The following is an 18,609-nucleotide window of genomic DNA, read 5'->3' as shown; positions in this document are numbered from 1 at the left end:
TCAGGCAATCATGTCTACGATCACCCGACCTTTGGAACCTCCCTGTAGCATACCATCGATGTGGGGCTCCAACTCCGACATGGAACAAACAGTCGTTAGACTTTGCATGTCTGGCAGACGCCAGTCACTTCCAAGCTTTTCCCAAACTTGCAGTCGGTCTTCTTTTGCGAATGTGGCCGAATCTATGCCGATCAAATTGACGCCATTGAGAATGAATGGGAAGACCGTAGTAGGTAAAACCGGCGAGCTGACTAATCCGCAAGCAGCGATACTTCCTTCTCTCTTACAGCCCTTGATTAATGTCGCGAGGGTATTTCCACCCACAGTATCTATGGCTCCTGACCATTGGGGTTTCATGAGCGGTCGGTTGGAATCATCATTGATGAATTCCCGATCGACGATCTGATTAGCTCCCAGGCTTTTGAGATAATCGGCCATTTCGGATTTACCAGATGAGGCAATGACTTCATAACCCGCTTTAGCCAGAATGCCTACGGCCATACTGCCTACACCACCTGTGGCTCCGCTGATCACGATCGGACCCATGGAAGGAGTTTGCCCCATTTTTTCCATTTTATAAAGTCCTATTCCTACGGTGAGTCCTGCAGTTCCGATGATCATGCTTTCCTGCAAGGTCATGCTTTTAGGTAATGGGATAACCCATTCGGCTGGTACCCGGATGTATTCCGCAAATGCGCCATCAGTATTCATGCCCAGGTCATAGCTGGTCACCATGACTTCATCTCCCTCTTTGAAATCACTGGAACTGCTTGCAACTACCGTTCCTGAACCATCAATTCCGGGTGTGTGTGGATATTTTCTGGTGACCCCTTTATTGCCAGAGAAGGATAATGCATCCTTGTAGTTGAGCGCGGCATAGTGGACTTTGATAGTAACTTCTCCTTCCGGGAGGTCTTCCAATGTTCTGTCTGTGATGGCTCGGTGAAATTTACCGGAGGCATCTTCCGTGACACGCCAGGCCTTAAAGGTGGGGTTATTCATAGGTCTATTCTTGCTTTTTGGGTTAGTACTTTTTAGTGGAGGAGAAAATTACCTAAAACCCTCTTATTTTTCGATTTGATTGATATTAAAGGAACAAGCATATGTCGGCTTGGTTTATTTTTTTCGTCTCAAACCAATTATATACTTAATAATATGAAGTTCAAATCCTCATAAGCGCTTCGAAGAAGCCCATGTTCTCTCCTTTGTCTTTGACCACCAGAATGGGAATTTCGTCATCAATTTGAAGTAGTTTTTCTACCACTGAACCAATGAGCAAAGCAGAAGTTGCGGTTCGTCCTCGTGAACCGATCAATATCAAATCAGCCCCGGTCTCAAGAGCATGGTGGTAAATCAACTGCGCCTTAGGTCCTTTATCCGCGAGCAGGTAGTCACACGTTGTTGAAGGATTAATGTTATTAACTTCCATGAAACGGGAAAAGTCCCTGGAGGCATTCGTCTTCATGATTTCGACAAATTCCTTATATGACTTTCCTGTTTTGTAATAGCCAAGTGGGACACTGTACAAATGAGAAAACCTGATTTGAGCCTGACCCTCGCTTTGAAGTTTTTGAGCCAGGTCATAAACGATAGTGGAGTGCCTGGAAAAGTCGACTGGTAGCAGGATATCTTTGATAGCAGGCTTAAATGTTTCAGTAACAAATAGGATAGAAGCTGGACTCTTCCGAACAATATGTCCGGACAATAATCCAGAGCCATCCAGGCTTTTTTTTCTGCCCAGGATCACAAGATCTGCGTCATTTTCTTTAGATATTTTCAGAAAGCTTTCTAACGGCGATCCGTGTTTAACGATGATGCCATATTGCGTTGCTGAACCTTCAAAAAGCGGTGCGATTTTTTGTTCAAGTCCAATAGTAATCCCCTCATCTAATGGTGAAGCCAGTGATGGGTATTCGGACAAAATTTCGTTTGGCAGGTCCTGCTCTTTCGATATATGTGCAAAAATGATTTTCTCGAATGGAAAGGATTGGTTGAACTTATGGACGTATTCAAGAACACGGTCGTCCATTTCACTCAAGTCTAATCCCACTACTGCGACTTTATCATTGTTTTTTGTATACTTGTCCATGTGATTACCATTTGAATTTGCTAAACTCAATGTTAGTGGTATTGCTAATTTGACTACTTGACTTTTGTCAGTAGGACAACAGACTTTTCGCAGCACATTGGTGCATTTTGGGTATACTTACCTAATGATTGTTCATCAATTCGACCCTGCCCGAGGCGTGTATGAATTCCAATTTGAAGGATTGGAGACGGAGTTGCATAGCCACCCGGCAATCGAGGTATTGTTTGATGCATCAGGAAATATGCAGTTTTCGAATGGCCATACTACCTATGATCATGTTTCTCTGTTAGTCATAGATGCCAATGTCTTACATCGTGTTTTGGCCCCTGGAAGCAACGTGCAAGTAACCATGATTGAGCACCGTGAAATGCATGCTAAGCGGGTCTTGTCTACACTTGATATTACCCTGAAGGATGGTGTCTTCTTGTCAATGAAAGATCAATCTTCACACAATGATTTTCATGCACTCAAGGCCCGGTTAGCGGCAGTTGAATCAATGTCGGCCTATGACGAACGAGTGCGAAAGGTTTTGATTTACCTACGGCAACAAGCCGTGTCCTATGATGTGATGCTGAATGAATTGACCGATTTGGTACATCTCTCAGCCAGCAGGATTTCACACCTGTTCAAAGAAAACACAGGCATTTCTCTGAAGAAGTATTTATTGTGGTGCAAGCTCCGGAATACGATCGCAGCACACCTCGATACAGAAGAGGATTTATTTGCTTCTCTGATCAAAAGCGGATTCTATGATCAGCCACACTTCAGCAGAGCATTTAAAACCATGTTAGGGGTTAACCCTGTGAAAGCTTACAATAGCAGAACCGTACAACTTTAGGAGCAGCCAGTCACCTAAATTGCCGACAAATACGGAAGTAATGGCAATTAGAAAAGTAGAAAAACAAGACATCAAACAGTTGAAAACTGTGGTAGATTCCAGTGGTCTCTTTCCATCGGAATATCTGGAGGGAATGATGTCGGATTACCTTACGAACGAAGCCACGGATGATATTTGGTTTACCAAAAAGCAGAACGGCGAGATTGTGGCGATTGGCTACTGCACCCCAGAAAAGTTCACCGAAGGAACGTATAATCTGCTGGCCATCGGCGTGTTAAAAGAGCGACAGGGCCAGGGGATTGGTATTGAAATGATGAACTATATCGAGCGAATCCTGAAAGAGCAATCCATTCGTTTGTTGATCGTAGAGACTTCAGGTACCGATGAATTTGAATTGACCAGAAAGTTTTATTTGAAATTGGGTTACAACCTGGAGGCCACGATACGTGATTTCTGGACGGAGGGTGATGATAAGGTGATTTTCTGGAAGAAGCTACTTCCTTGATCAGATATGAGTAAGCGCACATTTACATACTCATGATATTAACGCAAACCCCCTTAATAGCTTTCTGTAGATATTCGTTCCATTTGTGAACTGGCTAAAACTTAAATGGCTCATTCATTTGATTCAATTGAATGATTTCTTCATTCGAAAGAGGTCGATTGAAAATGGCCAGTTCATCCATTCGACCGACAAAACCTAATCCAAGATAGATATTCGATTTTTCAGGTTCCCAGTTGAACGGATCGTCAATGCCTTCTCTTTTGCCCATTGTATTTCCATCCAAAAAGAGTTCGTATGTGGCCATTGGGGTTCCTAGATCCTTGTACAGAATCACAACATGGGTCCATGTACTGTTATCAAACGGAGGGGTCGCAACGGGAATCAATCTTCTTTCATATTCCGCTCTTGCCGAGGTGCGTACTGTATCCTGATGCCAGGAAGTGCGGTCGCCGAGGATGCCCAATCGAAAAACCCGGGGGCTTTCTCTGGTAAAGTCGACCCATATGGATGCGTCATCATATCGCGTATCAGTGATTTGAATGGGATCGGTAAAACCGGGAGCCAGCTCCGTTTCAGGGCTTACTTTGAGCCAGAAGGATATCGTGCCGGACCAGTTTTGAGGAGTATGATTGATGTTTTGGGCACTTTTGAAAAACAAGACGGCATCGTCTCTTTTGATGAATCTCAGGGCATTGCCCCATTTTCCACCTGCTTCCAGTTCATGAACTCCGGTTGCAAGGCCTTGCTGCGTAGTGCTGTCCATTGATCTTCGCGAAGCTGCGGCATACAATGCTTTATCGCCCATGGCAAAATCTGCTTCCGCCTGATCAAACGAGGCATATAAGGTCAGTGATTCTCGCAAGTTTTTGTTTGGATCGGAGCTGCAGCCAAGGAAAAAAAATGCAAAGGCAATGATCAGATAGGTCAATCGAGAATTCATAGAAATAGGTCTGTTGAAATTAGCCAACAAAGATAGAGAATGGAGAATGGTTCAAAGCAGTAGCAAATTACCAGGGTCAGAACTGACTAAAACTGCTTGGCATTATGTTCTAATCAATCATCGATTGTGGATGGATTTGATCAAAAACCCTCAGGTTTTGGGCTAGCTCCTGCCATCTGATCTTATGATCAACTCTCAATAGCCATATATGTCGCCAGGGCTTGTTGATCCCTTTGATATACCAATTCATATAACCTGTACTAACCTGCAGGGTCTTAAAAGCATAAGCGACTTCAGCAAAGGCACGGTTCTGTGTAAGGTCCAATTCATGTGTACAGAGCCATTCATTGCTCAACTTGAATTGGGCATTGCGCGCAAAATCAAACATGAGATTACTCCTAAGCCGGTACCGTAGTTGGAATGCTTCGGCAGTAGCTATTTCGTTTTCCATGACCTTGCTTAGGAATCTTTCTTCGACCATCGCTCGAATTTGAAATCGCCAACGTGTTTCGGGTATCGCGCTGGTATAACTCAAGTACTGAAAAGGCCGATGTTCCGGAATTGATTTGTAAACGGAAGTCAGGAGTTTATGTGTGGTGATAAACATCATACCTCCGCCGAATTGAATGTTTTTCAACTGATATCCTCCACTGGCCCAAAACAGATCCTGATAGGTATTGTGACGATCAAGAAAATACCTTTTTTGGAACAGAGCCAGACCTGATAATCTCGGCGTGAAATTGACTTTTTCGGAGAAATGAAGCCAAATCATGGGTTCAGATTGGGACTGACCCTGAATGGGACAAAAAAGACTTAAGAAAAATAAGGTCAGTAGGTAGACATAAACCTTCATGACTGTGAATTTTTAGCCAGGACAAAGGTCTCGTGCATGGAAGCTTCTGAGACTGAGATAAGTGGTGAGCAGAACTGATATCTGTCAGTAACCTGATCACTTAAGCGATCAGATTACTAGGGTTTGAAGTGTAGGTTCGCAAACCTGATAATAGCTTATGTCAGGAAGTGCAGGCTTTTTGTCAGTAGGGGAGGCTTGGCCCTTCTAAATCCTTACCTATTGCTACATCTTACGTAAGTAATTTTTTTGAAGGTCGAAATCAATCATGAATCTCAACGCAATCTTACTCTCTCTGGCGGGTCTAATGGTTTGCAGTGCAACCAGGGCACAAGAAGCTACTCCCCAACATAAGGACTCATTGAATACGATAATCGATGAATACTACCAGCTAAATGTCAAGGTCTTTCAGGTAGGTTCTACCGTCGCGGATATCGACAAGGTCTTTTCCTTATTTACGGATGATTTTGAATATGTCCATCCTAAGTATGGTGGTACGTACAGTCGTCAGGATTTGTACAATGGATATGTCAGGAATCAGAAAAATGGTGGATATGATGGTAGTGTCACTGATGTCAAAGTATTGAGGAGGATTGCCGGATTAAATGCGGTCGTTACGGAGAAGATTTTTGTTACCAGGGAAGGCGATGAAACACCCCAGATGGCCCTGTTCGAATTTAGGGATGGTAAGATTTCCCGGATCAAGGAATATTGGTGATATCGTTCCGATTTAGCCCTTCAGGAAACTATTTCCAAGTCACTTTTCTGAATTTCATGTTCATGATAGAGGCTGGAGTATTGTTGATGATGGTTTTTTTCAGTTCATTGACCGGACTTCTACTTCCGGTAAGAAAAGCATTTATCTTGCATTCATGGACCTAATGCTGCAACTTCTGGCGAATTCCAGGGTATTCAAAAACTTGACCGAAGATGAACTGCTAAGCCTCAAGCCCATTCTGGAACGGCGACACGTCAATGAAGGAGAAGTGATCTTCGATGCGAATAAGAAGCCTGAATACCTGTTTTACATCGAAAGCGGAAGCCTCACACTCGGGCTTTCGAACAAAGAATACAAAACACTGCAACCAGGGCAGTTGATTGGAGAAATAGGTGTCCTCAACAAAGATTTTCGTTCAGGGACCGTATTTGCAGCCGAGGATTCTACAGTGATCACTATTTCAGGAACCCTGCTATTCGATGAGTCCTACGTTGCCGCAGCCGTAGCCTTAAAAATTGTTAGGGGCCTGGCGAAGCAGATCACCAGTTACCTTCGTTCACGCGAGGAGATTTCGACCATGGAGATCATCGAAAGTGGAGAAGATGAACATGTAGAATTCAAAAGTACACTGCGATGGAACCTGCATGCCCAAAAAACGGACAAAGCCATCGAAAAGGCAGTACTGAAAACCCTCGCGGCTTTTATGAATTGCAGTGGGGGCGTCTTGCTGATCGGAGTGGCCGATGATGGGACAGTTTTAGGGTTAGAAAACGACCGTTTCAAGAACCACGATAAACTCTTGTTGCACCTGACCAACCTGATCAAAGAACGGATCAGTACGGTCCATCTCCAATTTTTACACTTTACGTTCGAGACCTATTCAGGAAAGGAATTGTTACGTGTGGATTGTAAACCGGCTTCCTCACCTGCCTATTTCCTGGATGATAATACGGATCACTTCTTTGTTAGAAGTGGCCCCTCTACCAGCGATCTTAGGCTGAGTAAGGTATATGATTATATTAATGAGCGGTTTTAAGGCTGAGTTAAGCGAGGAAGGGTTGGTGATTTTAGGAATATTACAGTAAAAGGAAACACCTCTTAATCAACTTATAATAAGTTATTGTTGAAAATACTTAATAGGGTCATTCAGGTTACGTGTTGAATTAATCCTTCTAAAGGATGACTAACGAAAATGACTCTGGAAGTTATTGGGATAACAAAAAAGCTTCATTTAATCCATTAAGAGCACTTCATCGACGTGTTTACTCAAGTGAAAAGTGTGAAATTACTATAGATGAAGCGCTATTTTTTATTTTCATTATTTGTATTCTTGATTAAGTGCGCGGATACGTCGATCAATGAAGAATCAATTTCAGGGAGTTTTATGAGTTGAATAAGACTACTGATATGGAGTTTTTCTTTGATAAAGCTATTGGCTGTGAAAGGGTAAAGGCTATTTATAATAAAGAGATACGTCAAGCAGATTTAGTATTTAATCGCATTTGTGTTTTTGATCTCGATACTAATCAATATATGTCTATGCCGATTTTCCTAAGTAGTGATTCACCGTTAAAAAAAGATTCAGCTTTCCAAAATACAAGTGCTTGGAATAAGAGATATCTATCTGAAAAATATGGCACAACTGACCTTGATAGTGTTGCTTTCTACTACCGGCAAACCGTTGAATTATTTCATTTGCACTACTCCGAGCTGTCAATACCGAAAGAGCTTGGTTATTCAAATATATTTTTTACATGAACCCCGAGACTTGGCAGGTTTATTGAGTTCAAAATCAATGATAGGATTAAAATATATTACTTGGATAACTTGGAATCTTTAACTGACTATTGGTCTAGTCAGTTTAGGAATATGAAACAACTTGATAAAAGTTGGTATTATCAAATAAATCAAGAGTGATTTATTGAAAGTTCTGAGTCATGTCATCAATACAGATAAGCCAATAGCTAATATTGAACTCACAATGCAGATAAAGTCTCCTAACTGGTAAAAAAGAACGGACATTCGCCCGCTCTCAAATACAACCAGCATCGTACTACGACAAAGCGCAGTTTCTTTATATATCCCCTTGCGGGGATTGCAGGCTAAATCATTATCCTGAGGAATTCACAGCAGAAATGATTCGCCTCTTGAGAGGGGCTAGGGGTGTGTTCTGAAGAACTGACCTTCTCAATGGAGTGGCAAAATCAAATAGGTGCCTGTAAGCCTTTGTTTATTGCTGCAAGGATGAGGACTATAATTACTGCAATGAATGTTTTTATAAAGCTTTTTCTTCCATCTTTCGGGCTAATGTAGATGTAGAGGAATAGCAATATCGTGGACCAAAAAAGGGCCAACGGTTTAATACCTCCAAATTCTTCTTCCCTAATTAACTCTACGATTATCGATATCAAGGCAAAAATCATTATTGACATGGCTCCAACGAATATAAATTTTTCGCTTTTCGATCTAGCTTTCTTGTAAAGCACTAATAATGAAAATATCCAAGGCGTGAAGACCATTAAAAAAGAGATTATTACATCTACATTAGTCTGAGGGAATAAAAGCTAATATTTATAGGTAAATACTAACAAAATCAGCGTTGAAGGCTAATGGTGATTTCATCAAATTGAATGACTTGGAACTGTGTCCAAAACAAGTATCTTCCTACTACTGTGTTGGCCTTTCAGTTTATGCTGTTATCAGAATGGAAGACAACAACAGGAAATAAAAAACCCTTCACACATATCGTATGAAGGGTTTTGGTGTGGTATGAATACCAACAAGTGGGCCCAAGGGTCCCAATTTCGAATTTTCTAGGTGCGGATACCCGTGCTATTCTGAATTTCTCTATGTGAGCTAGAGAGGTGTGATATCAATCAAAATCCATTTCAAATGAGAAATTCAACATCACAAAAAGCCACTCATTTATTCGAGTATCAAAATCAGATCCTTAGCCAGGGTCAGATCAAAGTTGTCAAGACGGGAGTCTGGGTCATTGTTGGACTCGTAGCGGGCCGTTTTGTATTGCAATTCCTGTCTGGAGCTATTCTGGCCTTCCATGATCTAGTTGCAGCTATCAGAAATCAACGAGACAATTAATCAAGTCAATTCAAGGTTGTGAGAAGCTTCATTTGAGGTCACTCCTTTTTTGAGGCATCACCGCCCTAGTGATTCTCTGATAACAAACTCCAAGTCTTTCATAGCTTCAAACATCGAATAACATGAATAGTAATAAAAAAACTGACTCCTCTGGTAATCCTATCGAAATCCGCGAAAAATGGATAGCGACTGTTTTCAACTTCCGCACCTTCCTGATGTTGATCGTCAGCGGGGCAATGATCAATAACCTTGACCACAGTGCGCATCTATATATGAAGATAAGCACTTCAGTCAGCCTCTACCACGCCTACTCAGTGGTCATCATATTTGACCTCATTGTCTTTGCGCTTATATGGATAGGAGATTCAAAAGCCGTCATCTTCGCCATTTCCATCTTCTTCATCAATGAGTTGGCCTGGGATGGTGTGGTTGTGTTCTATGAGCTCTTCTATCGGTTCTCTAATCCTGAACAACAAATCGATCCTCATACCCGCAATTACCTCGAACTGATCACAAAAGCAGTTACGATGTTAATCTACGGAGGAACATTCGCTTTCACGGTCCACCATTTCAGTGAACTATTCAAAGCTCAGATCATGAAGCGATCAAGATTCAACAAGTTGGTCAATGACCTGAGAATCTATATCAACAAGCTCAGATCAGAACTTACCCAATACCAGACTCAACTGAAATCTCATCAGGAAAAGGAACTAGAATTAACAGGTAACAATGATGAATTGAACAAGAAGCTTTCTAGTTGTGAGGAGAAGCTAACACGACAAGAACAGCTAAACACGGAACAACAAGATGAACTGGAAAACCTCCGAAATTTCAAAGAGCAAGCTGAAAAGGAGTTGATCTGTATCTGTGGCAAAAGCTTCAAAGACATGAGTTCCAAGTTTGGACATCAACGAAAGTGTAAGGTTTACAAAGCCAGTCAGGAAGAGAAGCTATCAGTCAATGTCTCACCTGTTGAACATGAACCCTGATCACGAAGCAACAGCAAAGAACAATAACTGATCAACATCCAATTCAAACTCTTTTCAAACAATTAAATCCATAACTAAAGCAACAATGATCTTTCTCCATTACCATACGGCCTTCAAAGCCCTTGATAGATATGTCAAAACCTACAACAGCAAAACTGAGGATCTATCGCTACAGATAAGACAAAGTGTTTCAGCAACAGCTAAGGAACTGATAAGACTATATGGTTCAGCTCTGATCAAAGCCAATGGAATAGAAAAAGTAGATAAGGACAATTTGCCATCACTGAGAACCAACAATGTGCAGCTGGCCAAATTGAGTCATTCAAGCACCCGCACAGTCCAACGTCATATCCAGAAGTTAATGGAAGCAGGTGTGATCACCAGGAAGGTATGGCATGGTAGTAATGCTAGTTATGAGTTGTGGATAAACCTGGATATCCTGTTGGTAATGGAGAGAATAAGCCCAGATGAGGCAAAAAAGGCGCAAGATGTTAAATCAGCAAAAGAGGCCGTAGAAGCTCAGAAAGGCCATTTTGAAAAAGAACAAACGACAAAACGTCTACATACAGATGCTGGTAACACTAGAAACACTAATAATATAATAATAGATGTGGTTAACTCGATGAAAATACCTTCGAATGAGGGCATCAACAGCCGAAACGTCTCAACTGGCAACACTTCAAAAAGGCGTGAGCGTGCGCTCACAAGTCCTCAAGCCTCTTCAGGCTACACTGGCAACACCCTTGCGGGACACACAGGGGAAAAAATGGCGATTAAAAGCGAAAAGGCGGCTGGCCGGGCGGCGGCTGTGGATAAGTGTGAGTTATCCGAAATGGCCCACAAAGATGCAGGGGAAAAAGGGTGGCATCGAGTTGGAGAGGAAAACGGGGATAAATCCCCTGAAAATCCAGCTCGGGCCGCCACTTCCTTTTACGCAGATAGGCTCTGGAATCTGGCGAAGAACGTGCTTTACAAGGATGTGTATCTCACAGAAAGGCGGGAACTGGCTGCAAAGAGATTACTTCGAAAATGGTATGAACCTGTGACTGAAAACCGCCTGACGCGAGTCCATGAGATTTACACCGAGCGCATCTTTCTGGTCAAGAAGTTTATCCAGAAAGACCCTGAGAATCGATTTGTACAACTTCCTGACCGATATTTTGATCCAACGAACCGTCATGGCTTCACAGGAACGAAGAAGTGGTGGGAAGTACAGGAAAAACGAAAACAAGAGGTGCAGCTCAAGCTGATTCTGAATGCTCAAATCCGGCGATACCTCAACAATGAGAAGAAAGATACGGCTAAGAGAAGGCCCTCACTGGAAATGTATCGGGACTGTGAACAGCGAATCGGCAAACTTGGTGATCCAATGTTGTTGAAGCAATTCCATGCTTCGATACTCTCTAACCATTCCAATCTTCAACTGAATTAAAATCAAACAGACATATTTCAAAACGCTTAAACACTAAACAATATGAAAACGACAATGAAAGAACAGCAAGCAACAGGAATTAAGAATGGATTGACGTCCTACATGGAAAATCTGTCAGCAAGCCTTTTTGGCTTAGAGAAACTGATCAATCAAAATTATCAGTGTTTTATACTGGAAACTGCCATGGAAGAAGGAGTCGGTTTCCAAACTGTTTTTGTGAGAATTGTAAAATCAAGTCAGACCTTGCGCATTTATCTGCTTTCAGGAGGGAAAGAAATTAAGGAAATGACGATCAAAGAATTAGAAAGCTGCTTTTTTGGTCCAGATAACTCCAAGGTCAAAATGAGGTTAAGCGACGTTTTTCACTCATTGATTCAAGAGTATGCCAATAAGCGCTCTGTAGACACTTCCAATATTCAGTTGCTGATCTCTGCTCAGGAAGATCAGACAAAAATCAAAGTCTTCAATAATTTGACTTTTTTGACAGGTGTTTCTTTAGGGGATATAAAATTTTGCTGACTTTAAGCCTTCAGATTACCTTATCTTGTAAAACCATGAGCCACTTCGAAAATTTCATTTATCACATTAGGAATTAAGTCCACATCAATTTTGGAGGATATAGATTTTGAAAAAAGCACTTTATCAAATTGAGCCTTCTTTTTTTCAAATAAAAGTCTCTTGGCATTTTGAAGGAAGTCTTTTGATGAGTCAAAATCAGAAACAAAAATTTCATCACCGTTTGGGTATATTTCATTAAGTATCTGAACGGAAAACTCTAAGTCAAATAGATCTTCAAAAGTGCCATTATCTAGGTAAAATAACCTGTACTTGTCTTTATTGTCCAGTATTACTCGTTCAAGGTCATCTTTCTCTTTTATTGCATCCGAGTCCAAGAGGCAAATCATTTTTCTATTTGGGTATTTGATTTTATAGTTAAAGAAATCCTCCTTCAATTTTTGTTTCGATTTGGAGTTGTAGACTTGGATTCCCTCTTGTGCAAGGATGAACCTTTTACGAAAGGCCAATAAAGGGATCGAATACTCTTCACTTTCCCCCTCTACTAAAATCAGACATTTAGGATTATCGACCTTATTAATATTTGGGATGAATTGATAGAATTTCTCTGAAAGCTTTGCTTTGAAATTCTCCTTAAAATTTTGAAAGAATACCAAGCCAATTTCTCTGGACAATTCTTTTCGAGCTAATAGAGCTTTGTATTGTAAAAGGTATTTTGGAATTTCCACCGCTTGTTCCTCACCGCAGCAAGGACAAATAACCTCCTTTGTTGGCGGATCGATTTTATCGACAGTCTCTTTAATTACCTTAAATTCATTGGCTAGATGATTGAGTGAAGCATTTTGCTCAAGCTCAAGTATTCCATTTTCAGAAATGACTTCATGACTAAAGTGGAAAAAAGAATAATGAAGAGGCTCTGACATATTCAGATTTGGGAATTCTGTTTTCTCAAGAGATTTAAAGCCGATTTTCAAATCACTTAGCTGTTGTTGAATCCTGGAATTAAATGCGCCAAAGAAAAAAGCCAATTCTTCTAGTGGAGGAAAATTCATCAATCGGAAAATCAATATCAATTGCTCTTTCCTAGTATTCGGCCTTAAATTCTCTGGTATTCTGTCGATGTAATCGTTTAGCCGAACTTCATCTACAACCTCTTTAAAATTCTCCTCAATTTTTTCTTCGGTAAATCCGGCTTGGGAAGTAAACCGGCTAAACTCTGTACTTTCTTCTCCATCCATATAGTCACATATCAGGAGTGTGTATGGAGTAACTTCTATTGACCAGTTGAACTCGTAATTTTTATCAGGGAAATACCTCTCATAAAGCAATTCCATAATTGCTTTCCATAGATTCTTATAGATCCAAAACTTATCGGTAACAATTAGAACTTTGCTGGCATTTTCCGGCTTGTCAAGAAATAGATCGACGAAATGATCTAAAATGGAGTCCACTTCAAAAAGGAGGATACGATCCATCACATTCGCTATCAGATGCATATGAACATCTTTTACAATTTCTTTGAAATCAAGTTCATCTGCCATTTTTATTATATCTAATTTTTTAATCACGCCCCACAAACCCTGAATTTGGCTGGCTGGAATATTTTAACACCTGTTTTCTTAAAGGATAAGCATCATATCTATTATTATGACATGCTTTCAGTTTCTGGATTCTTCATATTTGATGACCCAGTCAATGACGTCCTTTCTATTTTGAAAATCGAGGATTGTACCCATTTTTTGTTGTCTCTTTATTGATTCTGTTGAAAAGTAAGAAGTAGTGAAAATGATTCCCTTATTGGCATTTTCCTCCCTTATAACATCACAGAAGCTCCGAATAATGTCAATACCAATCTTGCTTTTATGTCGCTTGCACTCTACAAGAAATTTCAATGGTAATCCCCCCGAAGCCATTTTTAATGCAATGATGTCATATCCCCCATCTCGTGTCCGTTTTGTTAATTCAACATCATAACCTTCACTTTGAAGTAATTCTGCTACTACTTCCTCAAATTGTCTGGGTTCAATTATATCCAAAAGATTGTTGTCCTTGTAGATGTCAGAGATGATGAGTTTAGTACCATCGATAACTTCAATTACCTGCTTCTCATCCAATTCCGCCATTTGGTCTTCGAAACCGTATTCCAGTCCAGCATAATCTTCAGTTTCTCCATGAAAGAATTCATGCTGCAAAAACTTTTCTGGAATACCAGTTTTCAAATCTTGAAATATTGCAATAGATTGATATTGATCAAAAAGGGCTGCACTCCTGGAAACTGGTGATTCAAATGGCTTTATCCTTCTCTTTAGCTCCTGAATTGATCGAAAAGCTGGTGGGAGTACTGCATTACGTAGCTTGGTGAAATGGTTAAACTCATTATTCAATTTCATAGTTAGGGAGTAGTCCAGTATTAGTATATGAGTCTATACTTACGATATTCAGGCCATAATAGATGAATTTACTTATCTCTTTTCAGTTTTAATTCTGAATCATATTTCGCCTCCAACTCCTTTATTTTCAATTCAAGTTCTTTAGACTGACGTCTATCAATCCGCCATCCAAAAAAAACTGTTGAAAAGGTGCCAATCGCCGAAATAAATAGTGTCAAGGTTGGTAAGAGCTTGTTGATATTTTCGGAGTGAGCTTTTATATCGACGTAGGTAGCAACAAGTAAAATCATAGTCGTACACACAAAAAGCACAGAAATAACCAATGCTGACCAATATGCAACTTTTCTAAACATAGACATGAGCCCAATTAACAGTAACAACTGATCATCAGGCTTTCATAGATAACTCTTTATCTAAGTTAGAATCTATCGAATCAAAACCCAACCATTTTCTGTGAAAACAAAGTAACATAAACACCAAACCGTTTTACGTTCATTGGCAAATCCGTTACCTACATGAAGTTTTTCGGTACGTTCATGAAGTTCTTCTGGACTTTATAAAACCGTTTTTGTTCCTTAGTTGAAACTTCTTCCTAACAAGTTCAACTTTCGGTATGCATAACAAAGCCCTAACACTTTTTTTATTTAGCTACTTGCTGTGCCTGCCAAGCCTAAAGGCGCAGATTGATCCCGGAGATTTTGTCACGATCCCCAAGTCTCCTGAAGCCGCTGCCTTTAGTGCCTATGGTAACCAACCCATCTCCATGTTTACAGGAGCTTCTTCGGTATCAGTTCCCATAGGTTCAGTTTCAGGCAGATCTCTTGCTATTCCTGTGAGCCTCACCTACGGTGGTGGAGGAATCAAGGTAGAGCAGCTTGCCACAGAAGTTGGCCTGGGCTGGAATCTCCGAATTGGAGGTATGGTAACCAAGGAGGTCAGAGGGTTACCGGACCATTACATTACTGGCAGCCATTATACGACGTACAGCCCAGATCCTTTTCCTCAAAGACAAAGCAGCAGTGAACTACTAGGAGACTTTAGTTATCAGGCATACTTCGAATTGTTCAAGTCTCTTGAAATCCAAAGAGGGGATGTATTCCCAGCTAATGATAACCTCATTGAAGACTTCTTGCAATACAGGGACAGGGTGATCAAGCGAGAGATTGACACACAAGTAGACCTCTATTCCATCAACGTACTGAATGTATCCGCTAAAGTGTACATCGATTATGATTTTGATACCGGAAACCCGCTTGTAAAGAAAGCAATGGCCATTGATGATCCCACGCTGGATGTAGAAGTAACATTTGCCTCAAATGGCACCACACACAGCACAAAAATTGCTTCTTGGAAAGTTCGGGACGCCAACGGGAACACCTACATATTTAATCACGCAGAAACGACTGAATCATTTGACGACAGCTCAGACTTCATTGATCATTTGAAGCACAATTCAGCATGGTACGTGTCACAAATCATTTCCGGAGACAAACGTGATACCTTCAACTTTTCGTACCTGTCACCGACTCCCTGGAGTGCACAACAACCCGCATTGAAAAGAGCCATTTACACGGATTGGCATAACAATGCCCCTACTGACCCTGATTGTAAGGCCGCTGAAACTTACACGATGAACTCACAGATCAACTATGTCATCAGTCAGCCCTTTCTGAATAAGATCAGAAGGAATAACAAAGACATGCTGGAGCTAAAAAGACAGACCAATGATCGAAAAGACCTGGCGGGAAGAAAAGCAGTAGAAGAAATCATTATCAAAGACCTGACTTCCCAGAATACACTTCAAAGATGTGAATTAAAGTACAGCTATGCCGGACCGGATGAAAATGGCCCTGATTGGGAAAGTAGGCTCCTATTGGATGAAGTTCAATTATTTGCAGCTTCTTCGGCTAATCCTCAGAAGTACACTTTTGAATATAAAGACCGTAATTCCATCCCTTCTAGAACGAGCAATGCACAGGACTATTGGGGCTTTTACAATGGATGGGGAGGAAACAACCTCTTTCCTAAGAATAGTGACTATGATGATGCGAGTCATTTAACAGGTGTCAACCGAGAATCAAGGGTAGCTTATGCGACTGTTGGCATGTTGTCAAAGGTCACCTATCCTACAGGAGGATATACCGAGTTTTCCTATCAGCTTCCCTGGGTCAGTGGCAGTCAATTGGTGGAGAACAGAAAGTATCTGGGGAGACTCACGGTTTCCGGTGGTGAGACAGCAGGTACCTATTGCGATGATGGCGTGCTAGGTATTCCTAATTCTGCAACCGACAATTTCAGGTTAACTCAATCTGGGACTTACACCGTTGAGATTTCCGTAACAGGCAGCAACTTCCCTGTTCAAACAGCTCCCTTATACTTTGCGGCACTCACTGATGCATCTGGCGTCAATGGGGATGGCAATGACTATTGCGATTTTGTAAACAACAGTGCCATTGTGACAGAATTCCGTGAAGACGGGGCTGCGGTTGCTGTTTTGGAACAAGTAACCCTTGGCCCAGGGATCTACAACATGTTGCTGGTCAATAACATCTTTGGTGTAACCATCACCATGGACGTTTATGAAGAAACAACTTCAACGGTCAACCTGAATGTGGGTGCACCCAGGGTATATAAAACTCTGGACTATGAAGCGACCAATGCACTGGCCAAGACTACCTATTACTATTACGGTGATCTATCTCTAAAAAAGCCAAGTGAGATCACTAAATCATTTCTGGAGTCCAATGCCGCTTCCAGTGCGCAACTTCATCAGCCACGGTTATTCGAAAGGATCTATGAGCCTTTTGGAGACTGTCAGTACCTACAACGATATGCCAACAACCAAGCTACTCCTACGCCGAATGTCATCACTTATTCGACCGTTTCACAGGTAGATTGGGACGAGACCAATGCGGATTACAATGGCGTTTCAGTTACCTATTTCGAAAACAGAAGTGAAGCGCAGAGTATAGATCCCTATATCAACTACCATCAGATGAATGGTCGAGTAACGGATCAGTCCATCTACAGAAAAGACACCACCAATGACATACATGCCAAGGTGGAGGAAGTAGCCAATGAATACAGCGTTGAATACATCGGTGAGGGCTTTCACGGTTTTTGGTTCAAACAATTAGCCGATATAGATAACCGTGACATCATGATCGTCCAGGCCGATAACACCGGCGATCATGTATTTTTCGATTATGTGGATTGGCTTGAAGGCGATCAAGCTCCTTGCATGTGGGTTGGGCCAGGTTGTTTTACCCGTACCTCCAAGAAATGCTGGAAGCCCTGGTGGGGCGGCACTTCTGCAATCTGCAACAAGTTCTTAGCCTCTAATCCTGCTCAGTTCTGGGTCAATGTCTTTTCGGGAGTTGGGAATACACAATACGAAGGAGAAATATGTACCTCCAATGTCTCCTGCTTTAGAAGTGGTCCTATGCCCATCCATCAGCAACGCACTTTGGCAAGTAGCAGGTATTTCATCAAGCTCAATCGAACCTTGACCACCTCATACGATGATGATGGTAATCCCTTGAATCAGGTTACCCAATATGTGTATGACCCTTCGGTTTCCTATCAGGTCAGAAGCAAGTCAGTTTTCAACAGTCTTGGTGATGAAATCACGGAAACCTTCAAATATCCTGCTGACCTTTCTGAAACAGAGCTGTTGGCCAATCACCGAATAGCTGAAGTCTTGGAAAGCAATGTAACCAATGGCCAAACATCACAACTTAGTAGAAAAGTTGAGTTTGGATCCTATGGTAATTATCACCTGCCTGATCGAGTATTGCTAGGCAGATCGTCTTCAGAACGAGAAGAACGGATTCAACTGGATTATGAAACGACTTCTGGCAATTTGATAGAAGTAGTCAGGGATGGATTGAAGACCATTCAGCTATGGAGTTATGATGGTACGATGCAGGTGGCATCCATTACTGATTACTCCTACGCTCAGCTCACCACCGACTTGAATGCTATTTCTTCTTCGATATCGAATCTGGAATCACAAACCAGTACGGCAACCATTGAATCGATTCTATCGGATCTCAGGAATGAAATACCCGACCATGCCATAATGACGACTTACTTGTATGATCCGGGGATAGGCATATCCAAGCAGATAGACCCGAATGGTTTGATTATCACCTACCACTACGATGACTTTCATCGGCTTTACCAGGTCAAGGACCAGGATCAGAACATCTTGAAAGAATACAAATACAACTACTCCAACTAA

Annotated in this window: 18 protein-coding genes; 10 read left to right on the top strand and 8 right to left on the bottom strand. The window is 41.4% G+C overall.

Annotated features, from left to right (window positions below):
- Nucleotides 1-1,002: a YhdH/YhfP family quinone oxidoreductase gene (locus R8G66_24175; GenBank protein ID MDW3195496.1), complete on the bottom strand. Its 1,002-nt coding sequence runs from the start codon at nucleotides 1,000-1,002 to the stop codon at nucleotides 1-3.
- Nucleotides 1,003-1,162: 160 nt separating this feature from the next.
- Nucleotides 1,163-2,089: a universal stress protein gene (locus tag R8G66_24170; protein ID MDW3195495.1), complete on the bottom strand. Its 927-nt coding sequence runs from the start codon at nucleotides 2,087-2,089 to the stop codon at nucleotides 1,163-1,165.
- Between the two features lie 64 nt (nucleotides 2,090-2,153).
- On the opposite strand from R8G66_24170, the gene R8G66_24165 reads away from it, so the two are divergent.
- A complete protein-coding gene (locus R8G66_24165; protein MDW3195494.1) occupies nucleotides 2,154-2,927 on the top strand; it encodes an AraC family transcriptional regulator in 774 nt (257 codons plus the stop codon).
- A 40-nt stretch (nucleotides 2,928-2,967) separates the two neighbouring features.
- Complete coding sequence (locus R8G66_24160) at nucleotides 2,968-3,432, top strand: GNAT family N-acetyltransferase (protein MDW3195493.1); 465 nt, start codon at nucleotides 2,968-2,970, stop codon at nucleotides 3,430-3,432.
- 94 nt (nucleotides 3,433-3,526) lie between these two features.
- Here R8G66_24160 and R8G66_24155 read toward each other — a convergent pair whose 3' ends face one another.
- Together R8G66_24155 and R8G66_24150 are read right to left on the bottom strand one after the other, a co-directional pair.
- Nucleotides 3,527-4,372, bottom strand: a complete 846-nt coding sequence (locus R8G66_24155; GenBank protein ID MDW3195492.1) for a LamG-like jellyroll fold domain-containing protein — start codon at nucleotides 4,370-4,372, stop codon at nucleotides 3,527-3,529.
- 109 nt (nucleotides 4,373-4,481) lie between these two features.
- A complete protein-coding gene (locus R8G66_24150; GenBank protein MDW3195491.1) occupies nucleotides 4,482-5,144 on the bottom strand; it encodes a DUF2490 domain-containing protein in 663 nt (220 codons plus the stop codon).
- A gap of 346 nt (nucleotides 5,145-5,490) precedes the next feature.
- Between R8G66_24150 and R8G66_24145 the strand changes: the two genes are divergently transcribed.
- From R8G66_24145 to R8G66_24135, 3 genes are all read left to right on the top strand, one after another.
- Nucleotides 5,491-5,940, top strand: a complete 450-nt coding sequence (locus R8G66_24145) for a nuclear transport factor 2 family protein (protein MDW3195490.1) — start codon at nucleotides 5,491-5,493, stop codon at nucleotides 5,938-5,940.
- 154 nt (nucleotides 5,941-6,094) lie between these two features.
- Nucleotides 6,095-6,976, top strand: a complete 882-nt coding sequence (locus R8G66_24140) for a putative DNA binding domain-containing protein (protein ID MDW3195489.1) — start codon at nucleotides 6,095-6,097, stop codon at nucleotides 6,974-6,976.
- A gap of 371 nt (nucleotides 6,977-7,347) precedes the next feature.
- Nucleotides 7,348-7,698, top strand: coding sequence for a hypothetical protein (locus R8G66_24135; protein MDW3195488.1), 351 nt, complete (start codon nucleotides 7,348-7,350; stop codon nucleotides 7,696-7,698).
- Between the two features lie 446 nt (nucleotides 7,699-8,144).
- Here the strand turns inward: R8G66_24135 and R8G66_24130 are convergent, their stop codons facing one another.
- Nucleotides 8,145-8,459, bottom strand: coding sequence for a hypothetical protein (locus R8G66_24130; GenBank protein ID MDW3195487.1), 315 nt, complete (start codon nucleotides 8,457-8,459; stop codon nucleotides 8,145-8,147).
- Nucleotides 8,460-8,832: 373 nt separating this feature from the next.
- Here R8G66_24130 and R8G66_24125 point away from each other — a divergent pair, with 373 nt between their 5' ends.
- From R8G66_24125 to R8G66_24110, 4 genes are all read left to right on the top strand, one after another.
- Nucleotides 8,833-9,039 (top strand): hypothetical protein, encoded by a 207-nt coding sequence (locus R8G66_24125; protein ID MDW3195486.1) that lies wholly within the window; start codon nucleotides 8,833-8,835, stop codon nucleotides 9,037-9,039.
- 122 nt (nucleotides 9,040-9,161) lie between these two features.
- A complete protein-coding gene (locus R8G66_24120) occupies nucleotides 9,162-10,028 on the top strand; it encodes a hypothetical protein (GenBank protein MDW3195485.1) in 867 nt (288 codons plus the stop codon).
- Between the two features lie 85 nt (nucleotides 10,029-10,113).
- Nucleotides 10,114-11,460 carry a winged helix-turn-helix domain-containing protein gene (locus R8G66_24115; protein ID MDW3195484.1) on the top strand — a complete coding sequence of 449 codons (1,347 nt, stop codon included), beginning with the start codon at nucleotides 10,114-10,116 and terminating at the stop codon, nucleotides 11,458-11,460.
- A gap of 42 nt (nucleotides 11,461-11,502) precedes the next feature.
- Nucleotides 11,503-11,979 (top strand): hypothetical protein, encoded by a 477-nt coding sequence (locus R8G66_24110; GenBank protein ID MDW3195483.1) that lies wholly within the window; start codon nucleotides 11,503-11,505, stop codon nucleotides 11,977-11,979.
- A gap of 20 nt (nucleotides 11,980-11,999) precedes the next feature.
- Here the strand turns inward: R8G66_24110 and R8G66_24105 are convergent, their stop codons facing one another.
- The 3 genes from R8G66_24105 to R8G66_24095 all read right to left on the bottom strand — a co-directional run bounded on the left by R8G66_24105 (nucleotide 12,000) and on the right by R8G66_24095 (nucleotide 14,719).
- Nucleotides 12,000-13,517: a hypothetical protein gene (locus R8G66_24105; protein MDW3195482.1), complete on the bottom strand. Its 1,518-nt coding sequence runs from the start codon at nucleotides 13,515-13,517 to the stop codon at nucleotides 12,000-12,002.
- A 117-nt stretch (nucleotides 13,518-13,634) separates the two neighbouring features.
- Nucleotides 13,635-14,366 carry a restriction endonuclease gene (locus R8G66_24100; GenBank protein MDW3195481.1) on the bottom strand — a complete coding sequence of 244 codons (732 nt, stop codon included), beginning with the start codon at nucleotides 14,364-14,366 and terminating at the stop codon, nucleotides 13,635-13,637.
- 68 nt (nucleotides 14,367-14,434) lie between these two features.
- On the bottom strand, nucleotides 14,435-14,719 hold the full coding sequence (locus R8G66_24095; GenBank protein ID MDW3195480.1) for a hypothetical protein: 285 nt from the start codon (nucleotides 14,717-14,719) through the stop codon (nucleotides 14,435-14,437).
- A gap of 260 nt (nucleotides 14,720-14,979) precedes the next feature.
- Between R8G66_24095 and R8G66_24090 the strand changes: the two genes are divergently transcribed.
- Nucleotides 14,980-18,609: a hypothetical protein gene (locus R8G66_24090; GenBank protein ID MDW3195479.1), complete on the top strand. Its 3,630-nt coding sequence runs from the start codon at nucleotides 14,980-14,982 to the stop codon at nucleotides 18,607-18,609.

The sequence above is a fragment of the Cytophagales bacterium genome, assembly GCA_033344775.1.
In the GTDB taxonomy this organism is placed as follows: Bacteria; Bacteroidota; Bacteroidia; order Cytophagales; family Cyclobacteriaceae; genus JAWPMT01.
This window is presented reverse-complemented; position numbering and strand designations above follow the sequence as displayed.